22 protein-coding genes are annotated in these 22067 nt (G+C 71.1%); 15 read left to right on the top strand and 7 right to left on the bottom strand.

Annotated features, from left to right (window positions below; all coding sequences use genetic code 11):
• Positions 1 to 103: 103 nt before the first annotated feature.
• From ACIOD2_RS23360 to ACIOD2_RS23305, 12 genes are all read left to right on the top strand, one after another.
• A complete protein-coding gene (locus ACIOD2_RS23360; RefSeq protein WP_323337544.1) occupies positions 104 to 1087 on the top strand; it encodes a LacI family DNA-binding transcriptional regulator in 984 nt (327 codons plus the stop codon).
• Positions 1084 to 2121, top strand: coding sequence for a class I mannose-6-phosphate isomerase (locus tag ACIOD2_RS23355; protein ID WP_400541540.1), 1038 nt, complete (start codon positions 1084 to 1086; stop codon positions 2119 to 2121). Before ACIOD2_RS23360 ends, ACIOD2_RS23355 begins: the two co-directional genes overlap by 4 nt.
• Positions 2118 to 2882: an ATP-binding cassette domain-containing protein gene (locus tag ACIOD2_RS23350; RefSeq protein WP_400541537.1), complete on the top strand. Its 765-nt coding sequence runs from the start codon at positions 2118 to 2120 to the stop codon at positions 2880 to 2882. Before ACIOD2_RS23355 ends, ACIOD2_RS23350 begins: the two co-directional genes overlap by 4 nt.
• Positions 2879 to 3916, top strand: coding sequence for an ABC transporter permease (locus tag ACIOD2_RS23345; protein WP_400541534.1), 1038 nt, complete (start codon positions 2879 to 2881; stop codon positions 3914 to 3916). The genes ACIOD2_RS23350 and ACIOD2_RS23345 overlap by 4 nt, the downstream gene beginning before the upstream one ends.
• A gap of 36 nt (positions 3917 to 3952) precedes the next feature.
• On the top strand, positions 3953 to 4951 hold the full coding sequence (locus tag ACIOD2_RS23340; protein ID WP_400541531.1) for an ABC transporter substrate-binding protein: 999 nt from the start codon (positions 3953 to 3955) through the stop codon (positions 4949 to 4951).
• 194 nt (positions 4952 to 5145) lie between these two features.
• A complete protein-coding gene (locus ACIOD2_RS23335; RefSeq protein WP_400541528.1) occupies positions 5146 to 5838 on the top strand; it encodes a hypothetical protein in 693 nt (230 codons plus the stop codon).
• Positions 5839 to 5896: 58 nt separating this feature from the next.
• Positions 5897 to 6952 carry a sensor histidine kinase gene (locus ACIOD2_RS23330; protein ID WP_400541525.1) on the top strand — a complete coding sequence of 352 codons (1056 nt, stop codon included), beginning with the start codon at positions 5897 to 5899 and terminating at the stop codon, positions 6950 to 6952.
• Positions 6949 to 7704, top strand: a complete 756-nt coding sequence (locus ACIOD2_RS23325; protein WP_400541522.1) for a LytR/AlgR family response regulator transcription factor — start codon at positions 6949 to 6951, stop codon at positions 7702 to 7704. Before ACIOD2_RS23330 ends, ACIOD2_RS23325 begins: the two co-directional genes overlap by 4 nt.
• Positions 7701 to 8051, top strand: coding sequence for a hypothetical protein (locus ACIOD2_RS23320; RefSeq protein WP_400541519.1), 351 nt, complete (start codon positions 7701 to 7703; stop codon positions 8049 to 8051). The genes ACIOD2_RS23325 and ACIOD2_RS23320 overlap by 4 nt, the downstream gene beginning before the upstream one ends.
• Positions 8051 to 9775, top strand: a complete 1725-nt coding sequence (locus tag ACIOD2_RS23315; RefSeq protein WP_400541516.1) for a cation acetate symporter — start codon at positions 8051 to 8053, stop codon at positions 9773 to 9775. Before ACIOD2_RS23320 ends, ACIOD2_RS23315 begins: the two co-directional genes overlap by 1 nt.
• Positions 9776 to 9844: 69 nt before the next feature.
• The gene (locus ACIOD2_RS23310; RefSeq protein ID WP_400541513.1) at positions 9845 to 10195 is read left to right on the top strand and encodes a DUF485 domain-containing protein; all 351 of its coding nucleotides are present in this window, start codon (positions 9845 to 9847) and stop codon (positions 10193 to 10195) included.
• Positions 10192 to 11823 carry a cation acetate symporter gene (locus ACIOD2_RS23305; protein WP_400541510.1) on the top strand — a complete coding sequence of 544 codons (1632 nt, stop codon included), beginning with the start codon at positions 10192 to 10194 and terminating at the stop codon, positions 11821 to 11823. The genes ACIOD2_RS23310 and ACIOD2_RS23305 overlap by 4 nt, the downstream gene beginning before the upstream one ends.
• Before the next feature lie 72 nt (positions 11824 to 11895).
• Here the strand turns inward: ACIOD2_RS23305 and ACIOD2_RS23300 are convergent, their stop codons facing one another.
• Positions 11896 to 12636 (bottom strand): isocitrate lyase/phosphoenolpyruvate mutase family protein, encoded by a 741-nt coding sequence (locus tag ACIOD2_RS23300; RefSeq protein WP_400541507.1) that lies wholly within the window; start codon positions 12634 to 12636, stop codon positions 11896 to 11898.
• Positions 12633 to 13094, bottom strand: a complete 462-nt coding sequence (locus tag ACIOD2_RS23295) for a carboxymuconolactone decarboxylase family protein (RefSeq protein WP_400541504.1) — start codon at positions 13092 to 13094, stop codon at positions 12633 to 12635. Before ACIOD2_RS23295 ends, ACIOD2_RS23300 begins: the two co-directional genes overlap by 4 nt.
• Before the next feature lie 46 nt (positions 13095 to 13140).
• On the opposite strand from ACIOD2_RS23295, the gene ACIOD2_RS23290 reads away from it, so the two are divergent.
• Positions 13141 to 14511, top strand: coding sequence for a PLP-dependent aminotransferase family protein (locus ACIOD2_RS23290; protein WP_400541501.1), 1371 nt, complete (start codon positions 13141 to 13143; stop codon positions 14509 to 14511).
• A 910-nt stretch (positions 14512 to 15421) separates the two neighbouring features.
• Here the strand turns inward: ACIOD2_RS23290 and ACIOD2_RS23285 are convergent.
• The 3 genes from ACIOD2_RS23285 to ACIOD2_RS23275 form a co-directional block, all read right to left on the bottom strand.
• Positions 15422 to 16150 (bottom strand): peptidylprolyl isomerase, encoded by a 729-nt coding sequence (locus ACIOD2_RS23285; protein WP_400541498.1) that lies wholly within the window; start codon positions 16148 to 16150, stop codon positions 15422 to 15424.
• 303 nt (positions 16151 to 16453) lie between these two features.
• Positions 16454 to 17419: a methylmalonyl Co-A mutase-associated GTPase MeaB gene (gene meaB, locus ACIOD2_RS23280; RefSeq protein WP_400541495.1), complete on the bottom strand. Its 966-nt coding sequence runs from the start codon at positions 17417 to 17419 to the stop codon at positions 16454 to 16456.
• Positions 17420 to 18607, bottom strand: coding sequence for an acetyl-CoA C-acetyltransferase (locus ACIOD2_RS23275; protein ID WP_400543198.1), 1188 nt, complete (start codon positions 18605 to 18607; stop codon positions 17420 to 17422).
• 137 nt (positions 18608 to 18744) lie between these two features.
• Here ACIOD2_RS23275 and mce point away from each other — a divergent pair, with 137 nt between their 5' ends.
• The gene (mce, locus tag ACIOD2_RS23270; protein ID WP_323337399.1) at positions 18745 to 19200 is read left to right on the top strand and encodes a methylmalonyl-CoA epimerase; all 456 of its coding nucleotides are present in this window, start codon (positions 18745 to 18747) and stop codon (positions 19198 to 19200) included.
• 241 nt (positions 19201 to 19441) lie between these two features.
• Here mce and ACIOD2_RS23265 read toward each other — a convergent pair whose 3' ends face one another.
• Both ACIOD2_RS23265 and ACIOD2_RS23260 read right to left on the bottom strand, forming a co-directional pair.
• The gene (locus tag ACIOD2_RS23265; protein ID WP_400541491.1) at positions 19442 to 20014 is read right to left on the bottom strand and encodes a TetR/AcrR family transcriptional regulator; all 573 of its coding nucleotides are present in this window, start codon (positions 20012 to 20014) and stop codon (positions 19442 to 19444) included.
• 19 nt (positions 20015 to 20033) lie between these two features.
• Positions 20034 to 20402, bottom strand: coding sequence for an SPW repeat protein (locus tag ACIOD2_RS23260; protein WP_323332483.1), 369 nt, complete (start codon positions 20400 to 20402; stop codon positions 20034 to 20036).
• 203 nt (positions 20403 to 20605) lie between these two features.
• On the opposite strand from ACIOD2_RS23260, the gene ccrA reads away from it, so the two are divergent.
• Positions 20606 to 21946, top strand: a complete 1341-nt coding sequence (gene ccrA / locus ACIOD2_RS23255; RefSeq protein ID WP_400541487.1) for a crotonyl-CoA carboxylase/reductase — start codon at positions 20606 to 20608, stop codon at positions 21944 to 21946.
• Positions 21947 to 22067 lie beyond the last annotated feature (121 nt).

Below are 22067 nucleotides of genomic sequence, written 5' to 3'. Positions count from 1 at the left end.
AGCACCCGGACCGTGGCGTTCAATCCCGTGCACTATGACAACGTTGTCTCCACCCGGCCGGGACCGGGACGGCAGCACGCGCACCGCAAGCCGCCGGGCCACGATGAGCGATGTGGCCAGGCTGGCGGGCGTGTCGATCAAGACCGTCTCGCGCGTGGTCAACGACGAACCGGCGGTGCACCCGGACACCGCCGAGCGGGTCATGGCGGCCATCGAGCAGCTGGGGTTCCGGCGCAACCTCGGCGCGCGCAACCTGCGCCGCGGGTCGACCACCGGGACCATCGGGCTGATCGTCGAGGACGTCGGCAACCCCTTCTACTCCGAGCTGAACCGCGCGGTGGAACGCATCGCGACGTCGTTCGGCCGGCAGGTGCTCACCGGCTCGTCCGAGGAGAACTCCGACCGCGAGCGCGAGCTCGTGCTGGAGTTCTGCGCGCGGCGGGTGGACGGCATCCTCGTCGTCCCGGCCGGCCTGCAGCACGGCTACCTGGTGCCGGAGATGCGCGCGGGCACGCCCGTGGTGTTCATCGACCGGCCGGCGGGCGACATCGTCGCCGACACCGTGCTCGTGGACAACCTCGGCGGCACCATCGAAGCCGTCACCCACCTGGCCAAGCACGGCCACCGGCGGATCGCATTCCTCGGCGACAGCCCGGACATCTTCACCGCGGCCGAGCGCCTGCGCGGGTTCCGCGAAGGCTGCGTGCGCAACGGGATCTCCTACGACGAGTCGCTGGTCTCCATGCACACCCCGACGCAGGAGTTCATCGGTGACGCCGTCAAGCGCCTGCTGCACGGGCCCGACGCCGCCACCGCCGTGATCGCGGGCAACAACCGGGTCGCCGTGCACCTGCTGCGCGCGCTGGCCCACGCCGAGTACCGCCCGGCGATGGTCGGCTTCGACGACTTCGAGCTGGCGGACCTGCTGGACCCGCCCGTCACCGTGATCGCGCACGACGTGAGCGCGCTGGGCCACGCCGCGGCCGAGCTGCTCTTCGCCCGTGTCCAAGGAGATCAGTCCCCGCCGAGAAAGGTAGTCCTGCCCGTGCATCTCGTCGCCCGTGGTTCCGGTGAGGTCGCCCCGTGACCCTCGAACCGATCCGGCTTCCGGCCAACCAGCCGCCGCAGTTCTACCGCGGGGGCGACGCCATCGCGGCGCTGCGCGGCGCCTCATCCGACAAGAAGTTCGGCCCGGAGGACTGGGTCGCCTCGGTCAGCACCATGTTCGGCCAGGAGACCAACGGCCTGACCCGGCTCCCGAACGGCGCCTGGCTACGCGACGCCGTCGAGGCCGACGCCCCGGCGTGGCTCGGCGCGAAGCACGTCGAAGCGCTCGGGACGTCGACCGGCCTGCTGGTCAAGCTCCTCGACGCGGGCCAGCGGCTGCCCGTCCACTTCCACCCGGACGACGCGTTCGCGAAGCAGCACTTCGACTCGCACTTCGGCAAGACCGAGGCGTGGATCGTGGTCGGCACCTACGGCGACGACCCGCGCGTCTACCCCGGCTTCAAGGAGACGCTCTCCAAGCAGACGGTGTCCGAGTGGACGCGGGAGCAGGACGTGCCGTCGATGCTGGGCGCGCTGAACAGCGTCCCGGTGACCGCGGGCGACACCGTCTACATCCCGTCCGGCCTGCCGCACGCGATCGGCGAGGGCGTGTTCGTCGTCGAGCTCCAGCAGCCGACGGACTTCTCGCTGACCATCGAGTGGCGTGACTTCCTCGCGTCGCCGGAGAAGGGCCACCTCGGGCTCGGCTTCGACACCGCGATCGAGGCGCTGGACACGTCCGGCTGGGACGCCGAGCGCCTCGAGACCATCATCAAGCGGACCGCCGGCGACACCGCCGACACCGTCGATCTGCTGGCCACCGGCTCGGAGCGGTTCTTCCAAGCGGAGCAGCTTCGGACGAACAACATGACAACGTTGTCACTCGACCCGTCGTTCGCGGTGCTGGTCGTCCTCGACGGCGAGGGCACCCTGCGCACCGAGCACGGCGGTGAGCACGCGCTGGCCAAGGGCGACACGTTCGTCGTCCCGTTCGACGCGGGCCAGACCGAACTGTCCGGCACCGCGACGGTGATCCGCTGCCGCCCGCCGGCCCTCGAAGGGCGGACCGGATGAGCGAAATCCTGCTGGACGCGATCGACCTGACGAAGCACTACGGGTCGGTCGAGGCGCTGCGCGGCGCGTCGTTCCAGGCCCGTGCGGGTGAGGTGACGGCGCTGATCGGCGACAACGGCGCCGGCAAGTCCACCCTGGTCAAGTGCCTCTCCGGCGCGGAGCAGCCGACGTCGGGCAAGATCCTCTTGGACGGCGCGGAGGCGCACTTCGACTCGCCGACCACGGCCCGGCGCCTGGGCATCGAGACCGTCTACCAGGACCTGGCCGTCGCCCCCGAGCTGGATCCGGCCGCGAACCTGTTCCTGGGCCGGGAAATCCACCGCAAGGGTTTCCTCGGCAAGCTGGGCATGCTGGACAAGGCCGAGATGCGCCGCCAGGCGATCGAGGAGTTCCAGCGCCTCGGTGTGACGTTGCAGAGCACCGACGTCCCGATCGGCTCGCTGTCCGGCGGGCAGCGCCAAAGCGTCGCGGTGGCGCGCTCGGTCGTCTGGGCGTCGAAGGTCGTGTTCATGGACGAGCCGACGGCCGCACTGGGCGTCGTGCAGCGCGAGCGCGTGCTCGACGTCATCAAGAAGGTGCGCGACAAGGGCATCGCCGTCGTGCTGATCAGCCACAACATGCCCGAGGTGCTGTCGGTCGCCGACCGCGTCGAGGTGCTCCGGCTCGGCAAGCGCGTGGCCCGGTTCACCGGTCCCGACACGAAGCTGGAAGACCTGGTCGCGGCGATGACCGGTGCCCTCGTGCAGGAGGAGGCCGCGTGAGCGCGCCCGAGATCCAGTCCTCTGTGGAGGAAGGATTCACCAAGCGCCCCTTGGGGAAACGCCTCGTCGCCGCCAACACGTTCTGGATCGCGCTGGTGCTGGTGGCGCTGATCATCGTGTTCAGCGTGCTCGCGCCGGACGCGTTCCCGACGGTGTACAACTTCCAGCTGCTGCTCATCGAGACGGCCGTGCTGCTGGTGCTCTCGGTCGGCATGACGTTCGTGATCATCACGTCCGGCATCGACCTGTCGGTGGGCTCGGTGCTCATCTTCGCCGGCATGGTCAGCGGCAAGACGATGGAGGCGATGTCCGGTGGTGACGCCGCCGGCGCGGGCTGGGGCGTGATCATCGTCGGGCTGGTCGTCGCGATCCTGGCCGGGACGGTGTGGGGGCTGGTCAACGGCTTCCTCATCGCGGTGGCGGGCATCCCGCCGCTGATCGTCACGCTCGGCACGATGGGCGCGGCGCTCGGCGCGTCACTGCTGCTCAACAACGGCAGCGACGTCCGCACGGTCCCGGTCGTGCTGAACAAGCAGCTCGGGTACGGCACGTCGTTCGGCGTCGTCCCGAACCTGGTGCTGATCGCCGTGGTGATCACCCTGATCGGCGCGTGGCTGCTGCACACCACGAAGTTCGGCCGCTACACCTTCGCCATCGGTTCCAACGCCGAAGGCGCGCGCCGGGCGGGCATCGGCGTCACCGCGCACCTGATGAAGGTGTACACGCTGACCGGTGTCCTGGCCGGGCTCGCCGGATTCCTGTCGCTGGCCTACTACAACTCGACGACCATCACCGGGCACACCAGCGACAACCTCAACGCCATCGCGGCCACGGTGATGGGCGGGACGAGCCTCTTCGGCGGCGTCGGCTCGGTGCTCGGCACCGTGATCGGCGTGTTCATCCCGGCGGTGCTGAAGAAGGGCTTCAACATCACCGGCGTCCCGGACTTCTGGCAGATGATCGCGGTCGGCGCGGTGCTGATCGCGGCCGTCTGGTTCGACCAGCGACGCCGTCGTCAACGCAACTCCCGCTGACTCCCGAGTTCCCCCGAGTACAAAGAGGTGCTTCCGATGAACTTGACCAAGACGCTCGTCGCGGCCGGGGCGCTCGCCTCGGCGGCGGCCCTGCTCACCGCGTGCGGTTCCGGCACGGTGGGCGACACCGGCGGCGGCAGCAGCCAGGCCAACTCGGCCAACGCCAAGAAGCTCGCGCTGATCCCGGGCGTGCAGGCCGAGCCGTTCTACATCTCGCTGCAGTGCGGCGCGCAGGCCGAAGCCAAGAAGCTCGGTTACGAGCTGACCACGCAGGCGCCCCAGAAGTTCGACGCGCCGCTGCAGACCCAGCTCGTCAACGCGCTCGGCACGAACCCGCCGGCCGCGCTGCTCATCGCCCCGACCGACGACACGGCGATGCTCGCGCCGATCCAGCAGGTCAAGGCCCGCGGCACGAAGATCGTCGAGGTCGACACCTCGCTCAAGGACACGAGCGTCGCGGAGTCGTCCGTCTCCTCCGACAACGCCGCGGGCGGCAAGCTCGCCGCCCAGACCATGGCCAAGCTGGCCGCCGGCAAGAGCGGTTCGGTGCTGGTGCTCGACACGATCGCCGGCACGTCGACGACGGCCGCCCGCGTCAAGGGCTTCGAAGACGAGCTGAAGAACACGCCGAACCTGAAGTCGATCGGCAGCCAGTTCACCCAGAACGAGCCCGACCAGGCGGCGTCGAAGGTGACCGCGGCGCTGGCGTCGAACCCGGACCTCATCGGCGTCTTCGCGACCAACCTCAACGCGGGCGAGGGCGCGGCGACCGGCCTGCGCAACGCGGGCAAGGTCGGCGCGGTCAACCTGATCGGCTTCGACGCCAGCCCGTCCGAGGTCGAGGGCCTCAAGAACGGCCAGTACCAGGCCCTCATCGCGCAGGACCCGGCGGCGATCGGCACCCAGGGTGTCGACCAGGCCGTCGCGGCGCTCGAGGGCAAGCCGGTGACGCGGAACCTCACCGCCCAGCTGCACTCGATCACCAAGGACGACATGGACGCCAACTCCCAGTACTTCTACAAGCAGAGCTGCTGACCGTCCGGTCCGTCAGAGGCCCCGTGAGAGGTGTGCGCACCTCTCACGGGGCCTCTGAGCTGGGCTTTCTCCTCCTTGCCGGTCACCGTGGCAGGGGAACCGCTCACCGCATCACCCATTCCCCCGGACGGTCGCCTTGCGTCACAGTGGCTGCACATGCATCGGCACATGCATGAGTCGCCGGGAGGGGTGCGATGAGGTACGAACGGCCGGCTGTGCACCGGACGATCTTCGCGGTGGACGTCGAGGGGTACGGCGACCCGCGCCGGACCACGCCCCACCGTCTGGCGCTGCGCGAGGGTCTCTACCGGGCGCTGCGCCGGGCCTTCGACGACGCCGGTGTCCCGTGGGCGGGCTGCCGGACCGACGACTGCGGCGACGGCGTCTTCGTCCTGGCCCCGCCGGAGATCCCCAAGGGACCGTTCGTCGAGTTCCTGCCGAACGCGCTCGCGGTGGCGCTGCACCGCCACAACCGGACCCACCACGCCGAGGCGCGGATCCGGCTCCGGATGGCGCTGCACGCGGGCGAGGTCGCCTACGACGACAACGGCGTCACCGCGCCGGCGATCAACCACTCGTTCCGGCTGCTGGAGGCACCTCCGCTGAAGAAGGCGCTCAGGACGTCGCGGGGAGTGCTCGCGCTGATCACGTCGGCCTGGTTCTACGACGAGGTCGTCCGGCACAGCGACGACCTTGACCCGACGACGTTCCGGCCGGTGCGGGTGGCGGTGAAGGAGACCCGCACGACGGGCTGGATCTCGCTGCCGGACCGGCCCTTCCCGAGCCGCCTGGCCGAGGTGCCGGCCCCCGCGAGCGGCGAATACAGCACGTGGCGCCGCTTCCGGCGGCACGCCAAGGTGCTCGCCGACCAGGACGAGAGCCTCTAGCCCGGAGGCGGCACCGTAGGATCTACTGCCCTGGACACCGTCGCCGAGGGGAGGCCCGATGACCGTGCTGCGCCTGGGGGCGGCGTCGCGCGCCGACCCGCAGCCGGTGCTCGCCGCGGCCCGCCGGATCACCGACGACCTGCGCGACGGCCTGTCCGGCACCCGCGCCCGCCGCGCCTCCCACGGCCTGCGGCGGCTGTTCGGCTTCCCCGGCCTCGGCCTCACCGACCTGTCCGGGGTGCTGCTGTGGTCGGGCCGTCCCGGGCCGGACGAGGTCGTCGCGACGGTGCTCGACAGCGTGCTGCACAGCGAAGAACCGGGCTCCGCCGACGACGTCCTGGTGCTGCCGCTGCACGTCCACGACGAGCTCGCCGGAGCGCTGCTGGTCGTCGGCGACGTCCGGGACTCGGTGGCGGGCCAGGCCGCGGACCTGGTCGTGCGGGCGCTGGAGCGCGGCCGGCTCGAGGCGTCGGCGGAGCAGGCCGCCCAGGCCGAGCTGCGCGCGCTGCGGGCGGAGATGTCGCCGCACTTCGTCTACAACGCGCTCACCGTCATCGCGTCGCTGGTGCGCTCGGACCCCGACCGCGCTCGCGACCTGATGCTCGACTTCGCCGACTACACGCGCTACAGCCTGTCCCGGCACGGCGAGTACACCGTCGTCGCCGAGGAGTTCCGCGCGATCGAGACGTACCTGGCGCTGCAGCGGGCGGTGCTCGGCGAACGGCTGCGCGTCCAGGTGCGGGTGGCGCCGGAGATCCTCGCCGTCGCCGTGCCCTACCTCGTGCTGGAACCGTTGGTGGAGAACGCGATCCGGCACGGCATCGAGCCGCGCCCGGAGGCCGGGCTGGTCCAGGTGCACGGCCAGGCGGAAGGGAACGACTGCGTGATCTTCGTCGAGGACGACGGGGTCGGCATGGATCCGAAGCGGGCGGCGGACCTGCTCGCCGGGCGGCTCGGCGACGACGACCCGGCCGGGCTCGGACTGGCCAATGTGGACAGACGGCTGCGGGACGTCTACGGCGCCTGGTACGGCCTGACCGTCGAGACCGAAGTCGGCGCCGGCACCCGGGTGATCGTGCGGGTGCCGCGGTTCCAGCCGGGGGTGCTGCCGTGACGGGCCTGCGGGTGCTCGCCGTCGACGACCTGCCGCCGGCGTTGGACGAGCTGTGCACGATGCTGCGCGAAGCCCCCGAAGTCGGCGAAGTCGTCGGCGCGGGTGACGCGCTGAAGGCGTTGAGGCTGCTTCAAGCCGACCGGTTCGACGCCGTGTTCCTCGACATCTCGATGCCCGGCCTCGACGGGCTCGAACTGGCGTCCCTGCTGGCGAAGCTGAGCGAGCCGCCGGTGATCGTGTTCGTCACGGCGCACGACGGCCACGCCGTCACCGCGTACGGCATCGGCGCGGTCGACTACCTGCTCAAGCCGGTCCGTGCCGAACGGCTGGCCGCGGCGCTCGCGAAGGTCGGCCGGATGGCGACGCCGGCGGGCCGCCCGACCCCGGACGCGATGGCCGCGCTCCCGGTCGAGTCCGGCGGGCGCACCCGCTACGTCCGCCGCGACGACGTCCTCTTCGTCGAGGCGCACGGCGACTACGTCCGGCTGCACACGCGCGGCGGCGTGCACCTGGTGCGGATGCCGATCTCGCGGCTCGAGGAGTACTGGGAGGGCACCGGGTTCAGCCGCGTGCACCGCGGGTTCCTCCTCGCCGTCGGCGCGGTGCTGGAGCTGCGCAGCGACAGCGCGGGCGGCCTGCTCGCGCACACCGAGGCGGGCGACGTCCCGGTCAGCCGGCGCCACGCCCGCGACCTGCGCGACAGGCTGCTCGAAGCCGCCCAGCGCGGCCAGCTCGGGCCGGGCGCGCGATGAGCCGGATCCGGCGGGTGGCCGTCACCAGCCCGCAGACCCGCCTGGCCCACGCACGACGCCGGTCGCGCGGCCGCTGGCGGGTCCCGCGCTTGCCACCGGCGGAAACCCAGCGCGCCACGGCGTTGTACCGGGCGCAACGCCGTAGCGGCCTTCCCGCGCTGGTCCTGATGTTCGCGCTGCTGCTGGGCCTGCCGGGCGTGTTCGCGATCTTCCCCGGCCTGGATTCGGTGCGGTTGCTGGGGATCCCGCTGTCCTGGCTGATGATCGCGGTCCTGCCGTACCCGTCGATGGCCCTGCTGGCGCGCTGGCAGCTGCGCCGGGCCGAGCGTCTCGAGGACGACGACTAGTGGGGGTCGCGCTCGCCGTCGCGCCGGTCGTGCTCGTGACGCTGCTGATCGGCGTCCGCGGGGTCGCCGCGATGCGCACGACGTCGGACTTCCTGGTGGCGTCCCGGCGGATCTCGCCGCTGGTCAACTCCGCCGCGGTGTCCGGCGAGTACCTGTCGGCGGCGTCGTTCCTCGGCGTCGCCGGGCTCGTCGTCAAGGACGGCATCGGCGCGCTCTGGTACCCGGTCGGCTTCACCGCCGGCTACATCGCGATGCTCGTGCTGGTCGCGGCGCCGATGCGACGCTCGGGCGCGCTGACCGTGCCCGACTTCGCCGAGGCCCGGCTCAACTCCCCCGCCCTGCGCCGCCTCGCCGCGGTGGTGGTGCTGGTGATCGGCACGATCTACGTCGTCCCGCAGTTCCGCACCGCCGGCCTGGTGCTCACCGCGGTCGGCGGCACGCAGTACTGGGTCGGCGTGGTGCTGGCCGGCGCCGCGGTCAGCGTCACCCTGGCGCTGGGCGGGATGCGCGCGGCGACGTACGTGCAGGCGTTCCAGTTCGTGCTGAAGCTGCTGCTGTTCCTGATCCCGGCGATCTGGCTGGTGCTGCAGGCGGGCGCGGTCAACCGGGCCGACGCGCTGAACCCCGTCGAGTTCACCCACTTCACCCGCGAGACGTCGGTGAAGTTCGAGGTCGACGTCACCATGGTCATCCGCGAGCCGACCGCGGTCCGGCGCAACAACCTCGCGGAAACGTTGCAACCGGGGGAATTCACCGCGCACAGCCAGGACGTCGTCGTGTTCGGCGAGGGCACGGCGGTCCCGGCGGTCCGCGGCGGCGCCCCGCTCGGCGGCCCGGACTGGCGGCGCCCGCTGCTCGACCTCGGCGACCAGGGGTATCCGCTGCTGGGCACGTGGTCCGTGCTCATCGCGACCATGCTCGGCACGATGGGCCTGCCGCACGTGCTCATGCGGTTCCACACCAGCCCGGACGGCCGCGCCGCGCGCCGCACCGCCGCGATCACCGTGGCCCTGCTGGGGATCTTCTACCTCTTCCCCGGCGTTTACGGCGTCCTCGGCCGGGTCCTGGTCCCCGGGCTGTACTTGTCGGGCGCGACCGACACCGTCGTCGTCGCCCTGCCGTACCAAGTGGACAGTGGCTGGGCCGGAGGCCTGTTCACGGCATTGCTGACCGCGGGCGCGTTCGCCGCCTTCCTGGCAACGTCGCTCGGACTGCTGCTGGTGATGTCCGGGGCGCTGGCCCACGACCTCGTGCCTGGCGGCCTGCGCCGGCTGCGGTTCGCGGTGTTCGGCGTCGCCGCGGTGATGGTGCTGCTGGCGCTGCGTTCGGCCGAGCTGGACGCCGGGGTGCTCGTCACGTGGGGCTTCACCGTCGCCGCGTCGACGTTCTGCCCGCTGCTGGTGCTCGGCATCTGGTGGCCGCGGCTGACCGCGGCCGGCGGGATCGCGGGCGTGCTGACCGGGCTCGTCGCGTCGTCCGGCTCGATCCTGTTCGCCCTCGCCGGCCCGCAGTTGCACGGCTGGGTGGCGATCTTGGTGCAGCAACCGGCACCCTGGTCGGTACCGCTGGCGTTCGGCGTAATGGCGTTGGTCTCCCTGCGCGGACGGCCCCCGCTCTGGGCGACGTCCGCGATGCTCCGTCTGCACCTGGACGAACCCCGTTCGGCCAGGCCGCGCGACCGTTCGTCAACCGTTCGTCGTCTCGCGAGGCTGTTGAACCGCTGATTCTTCACGCGAGCCTCACGCCTCCCTACGGTGACCCGGACCACATTCCGCAACGCCGCGAGGAGCACCATGAGCACGACGGAACCGGGCGGACCCCCGGAAACGGCTGACGCCGTCTGGGAACGCGCGCACAACAGCACCGAGTTCCGCGAGCTGCGCAGCCGCCTGCGCCGGTTCGTCTTCCCGATGGCGGCCCTGTTCCTGGTCTGGTACCTGCTGTACGTCCTGCTCGCCGACTACGCGCACGGCTTCATGAGCACGAAGGTGTTCGGCAACGTCAACGTCGGCCTGATCTTCGGTCTCCTGCAGTTCGTCTCGACGTTCGTGATCACCGGGCTCTACGTCCGCTACGCGAACCGCCGTCTCGACCCGATCGCGGAGAAGATCCGCGAGGACATCGAAAAGGAGGAGCGGGAATGAAGACGCTCGCCGCGGGAGTCGAAGGCAGCAACCCGCTCCTGAACATCAGCATCTTCGGCGTGTTCGTGATCATCACGCTGGTGATCGTGTTCCGGGCCAGCCGCAACAGCAAGACGGCGTCGGACTACTACGCCGCCGGCCGCGCGTTCACCGGCCCGCAGAACGGCATCGCGATCTCGGGTGACTACCTGTCCGCGGCGTCGTTCCTCGGCATCGCGGGCGCGATCGCCATCTACGGCTACGACGGCTTCCTCTACTCCATCGGCTTCCTGGTGGCCTGGCTGGTCGCGTTGCTGCTGGTGGCGGAACTGCTGCGCAACACCGGCAAGTTCACGATGGGCGACGTGCTGGCGTTCCGGATGAAGCAGCGCCCGGTGCGGGCCGCGGCCGCGACGTCCACGCTCGTGGTGTCGTTCTTCTACCTGTTGGCCCAGATGGCCGGCGCGGGCGGCCTGGTCGCGCTGCTGCTGGGCATCGAAGGCAAGACCGGCCAGTCGCTGGTGATCGTCATCGTCGGCGTGATCATGATCGCCTACGTGCTCATCGGCGGGATGAAGGGCACCACCTGGGTCCAGATCATCAAGGCCGCGCTGCTGATCATCGGCGCGCTGGTGATGACGCTGTGGGTGCTCGGCAAGTACGGCTTCAACTTCTCCTCGCTGCTGCAGGCCGCCGTCGACAAGGGCGGCAAGACCGGTGAGGCGCTGCTCGGCCCGGGCAAGCAGTACGGCGCCACGGGAACGTCCAAACTGGACTTCTTCTCCCTCGGCATCGCGCTGGTGCTGGGCACCGCGGGCCTGCCGCACGTGCTGATGCGCTTCTACACCGTGCCGACCGCGCGCGACGCGCGTCGTTCGGTGGTCTGGGCGATCGTGCTGATCGGCGTGTTCTACCTGTTCACGCTGGTGCTGGGCTACGGCGCGGGCGCGCTGGTCGGCCCGGACAAGATCAAGGCCGCGCCGGGTGCCGCGAACTCGGCGGCCCCGCTGCTCGCGCTCGAACTGGGCGGCCCGGTTCTGCTCGGCCTGATCGCGGCGGTCGCGTTCGCCACGATCCTCGCCGTGGTGGCGGGCCTGACGATCACGGCGTCGGCGTCCTTCGCCCACGACGTCTACGCCAACGTCCTCAAGAAGGGCAAGGCGACACCGGGTTCGGAGGTCAAGGTCGCCCGGATCACCGCGGTGGTGATCGGCGCGGTCGCGATCCTCGGCGGCATCCTGGCCAACGGCCAGAACGTGGCGTTCCTGGTCGCGCTGGCGTTCGCGGTGGCGGCGTCGGCGAACCTGCCGACGATCCTCTACTCGCTGTTCTGGAAGCGGTTCAACACCCAGGGCGCGCTGTGGTCGATCTACGGCGGCCTGGCCATCACGATCATCCTGATCGTGTTCTCCCCCGCGGTTTCGGGGAAGCCGGTGGACGCCAAGACGGGCAAGAGCGCGTCGATGATCCAGGGTGTCGACTTCCACTGGTTCCCGCTCGACAACCCGGGCCTGGTCTCGATCCCGATCGCGTTCTTCCTCGGGTGGCTGGGCACGGTGCTGTCGAAGGAGCACAACGAGAAGAAGTACGCCGAGATGGAGGTCCGCTCCCTCACCGGCGCGGGTGCCGAGAAGGCCGTCTCGCACTAGCTCCACCCGACACCGAAGGCCGTCGCGAGGGTGTTCCCGATCCCCTCGCGGCGGCCTTCGGCCATTCCCCGGTCAGTACGGCAGGTGGCCCTTGGCGACCTCGGCCAGCGTGTCGGCCAGGAACTTCCGGGTGTGGCCCCACAGGCCGCCACCCAGCGAAATCCGCGCCACGCCCAGCTCCGCGAGCCCGGCGATGCCCGGGCTGCCCGGCCACGCGGGCGCGTTGACCGCACCGCCGACCGCCTGCACGAACTCCGCGAGCACGTCCGGCGTCCGCAGGAAGATCGGGTAGACGCAGTCGGCGCCCGCCTCGAAGTACGCCTTCGCCCTGGCGACGTTCCCGGCCAGCGCGTCGCGGGGGTCGCCCGGGCCGCGGAAGGAGTCGACGCGGGCGTTGATCACCAGGCCGTCACCGGCTGCCTCGCGCAGGGCGGCGATGCGCTCCGCCTGCACGGCGACCGGCCGGACCTGCCCGGTGGCGCTGTCGGTGTCCTCGAAGTTGAGGCCGACGGCGCCGGCGTCCAGGAGCCGGGCGGCCAGCTCGGCGCCGTTCAGGCCGTAGCCGGACTCGGCGTCCACCGTGACGGGCACGCTGACGGCCTTCACGATCCGCGCGGCGGCGGCGAACATCTCGTCGGCCGGCGCCTTCTCACCGTCGGGGAAGCCGAGCGCGGCCGCGACGGCGACCGAGCTGGTCGCGATCGCCGGGAACCCGGCCGCCTCGACGACCTTCGCGGTGTCGGCGTCCCAGGCGTTCGGCAGGACCACGGGCTGGCCCGGGACGTGCAGGGCCTTGAAGGCGGCGGCGCTCACGCGTCGCGCTTCGGCAGCGGCGAGTGGCTGGTGACGGCCACCCGGTTCCAGCTGTTGATCGCGATGACCTGCCACGCGACGGCGCGGTACTGGTCCTCGGTGAACACCCGCACGGCCTCGTCGTAGACGTCGTCGGGGACGCTCTGGGTCGCGGCCAGCCTGGTCATCGCCTCGGTGAGGGCGAGGGCGGCCTGCTCCTGCTCGGTGAACAGGGTCGTCTCGCGCCAGCCGTCGAGCACGAACAGCCGCCGCGGCGACTCACCCGACTCGAGGGCGTCGCGGCTGTGCATGTCGAGGCAGAACGCGCAGCCGTTGAGCTGCGACGCGCGCATCTTCACCAGCTCCATCAGCTTGTGGTCGACCCCCGCGTTCGCGCCGGCCTTGTCCACCTCGGCCTGCACGTTCGCCATCGCCTTGTAGATCTCGGGCGCGTGCCCGAGTCCGATTCGCTTCGTCATGGTGTCCACGCTAGCTCGAACTGGCCCACGGGTATGGTCCAGTCGTATGGCAGATTCGTGGACCAGTTCGGGCCTCGACGTCCACCTCGACTGGCAGCCGGAGACCGGGCGCACCGGCCTGGCCGCGGCGATCCGGGCGGCCATCCGCGAAGGCCGCTGGCAGCCGGGAGCGGCGGTGCCGTCGACCCGGGCACTGGCCCAGGACCTGGGTGTCGCCCGCGGCACGGTCACCCGCGTCTACGCCGACCTGGCCGCCGAGGGCTACCTGCGCACGGCCCAGGGCGCGCCGACCCGGGTCGCGACGGCGGGCGCGCTCCCCCAGTCCGCGCCGCGGCAGGCGCCCCGCGACCCGGCCCCGCGCTGGGACCTGCGGCCGGGCCGCCCGGACCTGACGGCGTTCCCCCGCCAAGCCTGGATCACCGCGACCCGCCGCGCGCTGCTGCGCACCCCCGCGGCGGCGTTCGGCTACGAGTCCGAGCTGGGCGCCCCGGAACTGCGCGACACGCTGGCCGCGTACCTGGCGCGCAGCCGCGGAGTGGTCGCGGACCCGGCCCGGATCGTGGTGTGCCACGGCTATTCCCACGCGATCGCCGTCCTGGCGCGGGCGCTGTCCGGCCTCGGCGTCAACGAGATGGCCTTCGAAAACCCGTCCCTGCACATGTACCGCGACATCGCCGCGGCACAGGGCTCCCGCGTCATCGGCGTCGACGTCGACGAACACGGCATCAACGTGTCCGCTTTGGACAGTCCGGCAGTGGTCGTCACCGCGGCGCACCAGTACCCCACCGGTGTCACGCTGGCCCCGCACCGCCGCACACAGCTGGCCCGCTCGGGCGCCCTGATCGTGGAGGACGACTACGACGGCGAGTTCCGCTTCGACCACCAGCAGGTCGGTGCGCTGCAGGCCCTGGCCCCAGAACGAGTCGTCTACGCAGGTACAGCCAGCAAAACCCTCGCCCCCGCACTCCGCCTGGCCTGGCTGGTCCTGCCTCGTGCCTTGGTCGAACCGGTCCGCGCAGCCATGGCGGACAGCGGTTCCCGCCCGGCAATCCTGAACCAGCTGGCTTTAGCGGAGTTGATCGACTCGGGCGGCTACGACCAGCACGTCCGCCGCAGCCGCGCGGAGTACCGCTCCCGCCGCGCCCGCCTCCTGACGGCCCTACCGGACTCCGTACGCCCCCACGGCATAGCGGCGGGCCTGCACCTCCTGCTGATGCTCCCGTCCGACGGCCCCACCGAAACCGAGGCCCTGGCGGCCTGCCGCCGCCGCGCGATCGGCATCGAAGGACTAGGCACCTACTGGATGGACACCAACCGCCCAGGAGGCCTGATAGTCGGCTACGCCGCCCCGCCCAAGCACGCCTTCGCGAGCGCAGTCCAAACCCTGATAGAGGCCCTCTGGGAAATCAACACCTAACCCCGCCCCCAACTCCCCAGGCACCCACACCCACCCGACTCCCGAGGCACGCAACCCGACCCTCCAGGCACGCAAGCCGACCCCCCAGGTACGCAACCCGACCCTCCAAGCACGCGAGTCGACCCCCCAGGTACGCAACCCGACCCTCCAAGCACGCGAGTCGTCCACCCAGGTACGCGTGTCGTCCTTCCAGATACGCGTGTCGTCCTTCCAAGCACGCGAGTCGACCCTCCAGGCACACGTGTCGTCCACCCAGATACGCGTGTCGTCCTTCCAAGCACGCGAGTCGACCCTCCAATCACACGTGATGCCTCTCCAATCACACGTGATGCCGGTTCAATCACGCGTGATACCTCTTCGAGCACGCCAATCCCGCCGCCACGCGCGAGTTCCGCCCCTACTCACACGACTTCCGGCCCCGATCACGCGACTTCCGGCCTCCAGCAAGCCAATCCCGCGCCCAACCACGCGACTCTCGGCCTCCAGCACGCCAATCCGGCCTACCACGCGCCCTGGCCCCGACCACACCCAGTCCCGCACCCCATCACGCAAGTTTCGGCCCCCATCAGCCAATCCCGCGCCCAATCACAACTTCCGCGCCTCACCAAGCCAGTCCCGCGCACCATCACAACTTCCGGGCCTCATCAAGCAGGTCGCGCGCCCCATCACGCGGCTTCCGGCCCCCATCACGCCAATCCGGCGCCCATCACACGACGTCCGGCCCCGACCACATCAGTCCCACGCCCCATCACGCGACTCCCAGCCCATCACACCAATCGCGCGCCCCATCACACGACATCCGGCCCCGACCACATCAGTCCCGACCCCAACCGCACGACTTCCAGCCCACCCAGGCCAATCCCGTCCCGAGCCCGCGGGCCACCCCGTCCGAGGTGGCCCGCGGTACCCGTCAGAACCAGCAGTCGGGCCGCACCCGGAGCAGTTCCGTCTTCAGGACCGGCGTCCCGTCCACCGGCGCCGGGTCCTCGGCGGTCGGCTGGATGCCGCCGGCGGCGACCTTGTCGAGCGTCTTCAACCCGGCGGCGCCGACCGTGCCGAACACCGTGTAGTCCGGTCGCAGCGCGGAATCGCCGTACACGACGAAGAACTGCGAGCCGTTCGTCGCCGGGCCCGCGTTGGCCATGGCCAGCAACCCTCGCGCGTAGACGCGACGGGCGCCGGTCGGGTCGGTCGGCGCCGGCGGCAGGTCCACCGGCAGCTCGTCCTTGTACTTGTAGCCCGGCCCGCCCTCCCCGGTCGCGCTCGGGTCGCCGCACTGCAGAACCTTCAGCGTCGGGTACGAGGTCAGCCGGTGGCACACCGTGTGGTCGTAGAACCGGTGTTGCGCGAGGTGCAGGAAGCTCTGCACGGTGCAGGGCGCCTCCGCGCGGTCCAGCCGCAGCGGGAGCGCGCCCTGGCTGGTCGGGACCGCGACGTCCACCTTGCCGTGGTTCGGGGTGTGCCGCGGGTCGGGCGGCAGCGGCACCGGCCGTGAAGCCGGCTCGTCCGGCGTCTCGGTGTACTCGCAGGGGCCGTGTGTGGTCTTCGGCGGTGGCGGGGTGTCGTCCGCGGCGGCGACGCCGCTCCCGGCCGCGAACAACGCGCCGACCGCCAGCGCGGTGACCAGTGCTTTCTTCATCCTGCACGCCCTCCCAGTGATCGCCCGGTTCCGGAGCGTCCCGCAGTCTAGGGCGCGGCACCGACAGGAATAACCGGCGAAAGTCGTCCATGTCATCCGGTCGGGTGAACCGCGGCAACGACCCCCGGAAATTGTCGGACCCCCTGAGCACGATGTCGATCACGCGGCAAAGCGCCGCACGGCGAAGGGAGAATCATGACGACACACAGAAGTGTTCCGCGGCAAGGAGTATTAACGGTGCTCCGCCGACTCGTCGGCGACTTGGCCCGCGAGCGGCGGATCCGCGGGGAGAGACGCCGAGTGTCAGCCGCGCAGGTCCGCGATCAGCTCGTCGACCGCGGCGAAGGGATCCAGTTCCCGGGCCACGACCCGCTCGGCCACCCCCGCCAACCGGCCGCCACCGCGCAGGTCGGCCAGCTCGGCGCGCAGCCGCCGCAGCGCGATGGCCTCGACCTCGTCGCGAGCCCGCGCCACCCGGCGGCGGCCCAGCTCGTCGTGCGCGACCAGCCAGGCGTGGTGGTCGGCGAGCGCGCGGACCACGTCGTCGACACCTTCCCCCTTGGCCGCGACCGTCCGGACGATCGGCTGGCGCCAGCTCGGTCCCCGGATCTCCCGGCGCGCCAGCGAGATCATCTGCTTGAGGTCGTGCACGGTGGCGTCCGCGCCGTCGCGGTCGGCCTTGTTGACGACGAAGACGTCGGCGATCTCCAGCACCCCGGCCTTCGCGGCCTGGATCCCGTCGCCCATGCCCGGCGCGAGCAGGACCACGGTGGTGTCGGCCAGCTTCACGACGTCCACTTCGGACTGCCCGACCCCGACGGTCTCGATCAGCACCACGTCGAAGCCTGCCGCGTCGAGCACGCGCACCGCCTGCGGCGTGGCCCACGAGAGCCCGCCGAGGTGGCCGCGCGTGGCCATCGACCGGATGAACACGCCGGGGTCGGTGGCGTGCTCGGTCATCCGGATCCGGTCACCGAGCAGCGCCCCGCCCGAAAACGGCGAAGACGGGTCGATCGCGAGCACCCCGACCCGCTTGCCCTCCGCGCGCAACGCGGTGAGCAGGGCCGAGGTCGAAGTCGACTTGCCGACGCCGGGTGGTCCGGTGAGCCCGACGATCCGGGCCCGCCCGGTGTACGGGGTCAGCGCCCGCGCGATCTCCGCGACGCGGGGGTGGGCGTCCTCGACGAGCGAGAGCAGCCGCGCGACGGCACGGGGCTGCCCGTCCCGCGCGCGGCCGACCAGGTCGTCGAGGTCGAGTGGTGCGGTCACCTACGCGGTCGGCACCCGCAGCAGCAGGGCGTCGCCCTGGCCGCCGCCACCGCACAGCGCGGCGGCACCGAGCCCGCCGCCGCGGCGGCGCAGCTCGTGGATCAGGTGCACGGCCAGCCGCGCCCCGGACGCCCCGATGGGGTGGCCGAGTGCGATGGCACCGCCGTTGACGTTGACCTTCTCCGGGTCGACGCCGAGCTTGTCGGTCGACACCAGGCCGACGGCGGCGAACGCCTCGTTGATCTCGATCAGGTCGAGCGCGTCGGCGGCGAGCTTCTCCTTCGCCAGCGCGGCGAGGATGGCGTTCGACGGCTGCTCGTGCAGGCTCGCGTCCGGCCCGGCGACGACCCCGTGCGCGCCGATCTCGGCGATCGCCGTCAGGCCCAGCTCCTCGGCCTTGGCCTTGCTGGCGACGACCACGGCGGCGGCGCCGTCGGAGATCTGCGACGCCGAGCCGGCGGTGATGGTGCCGTCGGAGGCGAAGGCGGGGCGCAGCCTCGCGAGGCCCTCGGCCGTGGTGTCGGCGCGGACACCCTCGTCGGTGTCGAAGACGACCGGGTCGCCCTTGCGCTGCGGGATGGAGACCGCCGCGATCTCGTCGGCGAAGTAACCGTTCTTGATGGCGTCCGCCGCCCGCTGGTGGGAGCGCGCCGAGAACGCGTCCTGCTGTTCACGGGTGACGCCGTAGCGGGAGTTGTACTTCTCCGTCGAGGCGCCCATGGCGACCTGGTCGAAGGCGCAGAAGAGGCCGTCGTAGGCCATGTGGTCGACGAGGGTCGTGTCGCCGTACTTGAAGCCGGAGCGGGACTTGGGCAGCAGGTGCGGCGCCTGGGTCATCGACTCCTGGCCGCCGGCGACCACGATGTCGAACTCGCCGGCGCGGATCAGCTGGTCGGCCAGCGCGATGGCGTCGAGGCCGGAGAGGCAGACCTTGTTGATCGTCAGCGCGGGCACGCTCATCGGGATGCCCGCCGCGACCGCGGCCTGGCGGGCCGGGATCTGGCCGGCGCCGGCGGTCAGCACCTGGCCCATGATCGTGTACTGCACCGCGTCCGGGGCGACCCCGGCGCGTTCGAGGGCGGCCTTGATGGCGACCCCGCCCAGCTGTGCGCCCGTGAAGTCCTTGAGGGACCCCAGCAGGCGCCCGATCGGTGTACGGGCGGCACCCAGGATCACGGAACCGGACACGGCGTCCTCCAAGCTTCGGCGCATGGGCAGTTCGTTCGACCATACCCGGGGCAGTGCCTTCTTGATGGAGCCAGTGTGAGGCGGGGCACGCGACGATTCCGCCTCGCCGCGAGGCCGCGGCCCCCTATCCTGCCTCCATGAATGACGCCCTGCGGCCGTTCGTGACGGCCATCGACCACGTCGGCATCGCGGTCCCGGACCTCGACGCGGCCATCGAGTTCCACCGCGCGCACTTCGGCCTCGAAGTGGCGCACGAGGAGGTGAACGAAGAGCAGGGAGTGCGCGAGGCGATGCTGCGCGCGCCCGGCACGGCGGGCACGGAGACGCAGATCCAGCTGCTGGCCCCGCTGCGCGACGACTCGGCGATCGGCAAGTTCCTGGCGAAGAGCGGTCCGGGGCTGCAGCAGCTGGCGTACCGCGTGTCCGATGTGGACGCGGCGGCGGCCGCCCTGCGCAGCCAGGGCCTGCGCCTGCTGTACCAGGACGCGAAGCGCGGCACGTCCAACAGCCGGGTGAACTTCGTCCACCCCAAGGACGCGGGCGGCGTGCTCGTCGAACTGGTGGAACCGGCCAAGGACGGCTCCGCGCACTGAGCGCACCCGTTCCGGCACAACAGGTTCGGCGCGAAAAGCTCTGCGCGCGCGTGACACAAGCGGGGCGGGGCGGGGCGGGGCGGGGCGGGGCGGGGAAGCGTGACCCGCACCGCCGGTCAGCCGCCACCGCGGCCGGTGGCCACCGCAGCGGCTACGCCGGGCGCGAAGGTTCGTCGGCGCACGCCCGTCCGCCCCACGCCACCGAACTCGGGGCCGGCCGTCGCCATCGGCGGCACCGGCCCTAAGCGGGCGCGACCTTGGCGGCCAGCGATTCCGCGATGAAGGTGAGCTCGCCGTCGAACTCGGCGGGGAGGTCGTTCTCCGCGTGCCTCGCCGTCGCGTGCCGGTGGCTGACCGCGCGGGCGAGGAGGCCTGACGCGCGGTCCACGTCGACGACCGGCAACCGGCCGCCGGTGGCCGCCAGGATCACCGAGCGGACCTGGCGCACCAGTACCTGGAAGCGCTCGTGGAGGGCGTCGCGGACGACGTGGTGGGTGTCGGCCTCGCGCCACAGCAGGTGCGAGAGCCCGAGTGACCGGCTGAAGCGGTGGTCCAGTTCGCGGACGAGCCGCCGCAGGCTGCCGGCCAGGTCGCCGGGGACGACGACCACCGCCGGCTCGATGCGTTCGTCCGGGAGACGCTCGACCAGCGCCGTCAGCAGGTCCGCCTTGTGCCGGAAGTAGTAGTGCACCAGCCCCTTCGGCACCCCGGCCCGCTCCGCGATGCGGGAGGTCGGGGTGGCGTCGAAGCCGGATTCGGCGAAGAGTGCCTCGGCTGCGCAGAGAATGCGCTCCTTCGCCGAATCCTCGGTCATTCCGGTGCCTCCTGGTCGCTCAGTGCTGGCCTGCCGTGCGGTGCGCGGCGCTCGCGACCGGCATCGCTGCCGCGCCGGCGACGACCGTCAGCACCCCGGCGATCCAGGACGTCCAGGACGCGCCGTTGAACTCGGTGTATCCCATCACCCACGGCGCGATGAAGAGCAGCACGCCGAGTGCGATCTGGATGCCTTCGCCGTAGACGGCCCCGGGCACCCCGAGGGAAACCAGGCCGTCGAGGGCGATCAGCGCTCCCAGGACGACCATCGTCCACATCACGGTGCTGTCCGTGCTCAGCCAAAGGGGTGAAAGAGCGGCGACGACCCCGATGACGACCTCGGCCCAGTCGTGGGGCCGGGTCCATGCGCGCGTAGAGACTTCACTCATTCGTGCTCACCTCCGTAGGTGATCCTGCTGGTCGGGATGTGTTCCCTACCTCGATCATCCGCTTTGACTGGCCAGCCGGTCAAGATTGGTCCGTCACAGTTGAGGGTGTAATCGTGCTGCTCGTCTCGTACAGTTGCAGGCCAGAGTTACCGGCGAGTAATTTCTGCCGCCAACGCCGTTGACCCCCATTTCCGGAGGAACCGATGACGCAGCTCGGCGAGATCCAGCAGGCCATCCTGAACGGCGAGTCCGCCGCGGTCGGCTCGCTGCCCGTGCCCGAGAGCTACCGGGGGGTGACCGTCCACGAGGACGAGGTCGACATGTTCGAAGGCCTCGAAAGCCGGGACAAGGACCCGCGCAAGTCGCTGCACGTGGACGAGGTGCCCGTCCCGGAGCTGGGCCCCGGCGAGGCGCTGGTCGCCGTGATGGCGAGCGCGATCAACTACAACACCGTGTGGACGTCGATCTTCGAGCCGATCCCCACGTTCAAGTTCCTCAAGAAGTACGGCAAGCTCTCGCCCCTGGCGAAGCGGCACGACCTGCCCTACCACGTGGTCGGCTCGGACCTGTCCGGCGTCGTGCTGCGCACCGGCGTCGGGGTGCACAACTGGAAGCCGGGCGACGAGGTCGTCGCGCACTGCCTGAACGTCGAGCTGGAGAGCCCGGACGGGCACAACGACACGATGCTCGACACCGAGCAGCGGATCTGGGGCTTCGAGACGAACTTCGGCGGGCTAGCCGAAGTCGCGCTGGTCAAGGCGAACCAGCTGATGCCGAAGCCGGACCACCTCACCTGGGAGGAGGCCGCCTCCCCCGGGCTGGTCAACTCCACCGCCTACCGCCAGCTCGTCTCGCGCAACGGCGCGGACATGAAGCAGGGTGACGTCGTCCTGATCTGGGGCGCCTCGGGCGGCCTCGGCTCCTACGCGACGCAGTACGCGCTGAACGGCGGCGCCATCCCGGTGTGCGTCGTGTCCAGCCCGGAGAAGGCCGCGATCTGCCGGAAGCTCGGCGCCGAGCTGATCATCGACCGCAGCGCCGAGGCGTACAAGTTCTGGAAGAGCGACACCGAGCAGGACCCAAAGGAGTGGCAGCGCCTCGGCGCGAAGATCCGCGAGCTGACCGGCGGCGAGGACCCGGACATCGTGTTCGAGCACCCGGGCCGGGAGACGTTCGGCGCGTCCGTCTACGCCGCGCGCAAGGGCGGCACGATCGTCACCTGCGCGTCGACCTCGGGATACATGCACCAGTACGACAACCGCTACCTGTGGATGAACCTGAAGCGGATCATCGGCTCCCACTTCGCGAACTACCGCGAGTCCTGGGAGGCGAACCGGCTGATCGCCAAGGGCCTGATCCACCCGACGCTGTCGAAGACGTACTCGCTCGAGGAGACCGGGCAGGCCGCGCTGGACGTCCACCGCAACGCGCACCAGGGCAAGGTCGGCGTGCTCGCGCTCGCACCGCAGGAAGGCCTCGGCGTCCGCGACGAGGAGAAGCGCGCGAAGCACCTCGACGGGATCAACGCCTTTCGCGGCGCCTGAACGGAAGGGAGCCGGATCGCGGCGTCGGGATCCACCCGGATCCGGCCCGATCCGGCAAGATCCTTTCGCCGCATCGGGCGGCACTTTCGGCGCAGGCCCCGGGTGCTCACCCTTCCGTGAC

This window comes from Amycolatopsis sp. NPDC088138, assembly GCF_044741685.1.
Taxonomy (GTDB): Bacteria; Actinomycetota; Actinomycetes; order Mycobacteriales; family Pseudonocardiaceae; genus Amycolatopsis.
Note: the sequence above shows the minus strand (reverse complement) of the source record. Positions and strands in the feature narration are given on the sequence as shown.

Bases quoted from the DNA above. Each gene is read 5' to 3' on its own strand.
- ACIOD2_RS23265 (WP_400541491.1), bottom strand. From the start codon at position 20,014: ATGACCGAGGATTCGGCGAAGGAGCGCATTCTCTGCGCAGCCGAGGCA.
- ACIOD2_RS23320 (WP_400541519.1), top strand. From the start codon at position 7,701: ATGAGCCGGATCCGGCGGGTGGCCGTCACCAGCCCGCAGACCCGCCTG.
- ccrA (WP_400541487.1), top strand. From the start codon at position 20,606: ATGACGCAGCTCGGCGAGATCCAGCAGGCCATCCTGAACGGCGAGTCC.
- ACIOD2_RS23295 (WP_400541504.1), bottom strand. From the start codon at position 13,094: ATGACGAAGCGAATCGGACTCGGGCACGCGCCCGAGATCTACAAGGCG.
- ACIOD2_RS23310 (WP_400541513.1), top strand. From the start codon at position 9,845: ATGAGCACGACGGAACCGGGCGGACCCCCGGAAACGGCTGACGCCGTC.
- ACIOD2_RS23260 (WP_323332483.1), bottom strand. From the start codon at position 20,402: ATGAGTGAAGTCTCTACGCGCGCATGGACCCGGCCCCACGACTGGGCC.
- ACIOD2_RS23335 (WP_400541528.1), top strand. From the start codon at position 5,146: ATGAGGTACGAACGGCCGGCTGTGCACCGGACGATCTTCGCGGTGGAC.
- ACIOD2_RS23290 (WP_400541501.1), top strand. From the start codon at position 13,141: ATGGCAGATTCGTGGACCAGTTCGGGCCTCGACGTCCACCTCGACTGG.
- ACIOD2_RS23285 (WP_400541498.1), bottom strand. From the start codon at position 16,150: ATGAAGAAAGCACTGGTCACCGCGCTGGCGGTCGGCGCGTTGTTCGCG.
- ACIOD2_RS23305 (WP_400541510.1), top strand. From the start codon at position 10,192: ATGAAGACGCTCGCCGCGGGAGTCGAAGGCAGCAACCCGCTCCTGAAC.
- ACIOD2_RS23330 (WP_400541525.1), top strand. From the start codon at position 5,897: ATGACCGTGCTGCGCCTGGGGGCGGCGTCGCGCGCCGACCCGCAGCCG.
- ACIOD2_RS23340 (WP_400541531.1), top strand. From the start codon at position 3,953: ATGAACTTGACCAAGACGCTCGTCGCGGCCGGGGCGCTCGCCTCGGCG.
- ACIOD2_RS23360 (WP_323337544.1), top strand. From the start codon at position 104: ATGAGCGATGTGGCCAGGCTGGCGGGCGTGTCGATCAAGACCGTCTCG.
- mce (WP_323337399.1), top strand. From the start codon at position 18,745: ATGAATGACGCCCTGCGGCCGTTCGTGACGGCCATCGACCACGTCGGC.
- ACIOD2_RS23350 (WP_400541537.1), top strand. From the start codon at position 2,118: ATGAGCGAAATCCTGCTGGACGCGATCGACCTGACGAAGCACTACGGG.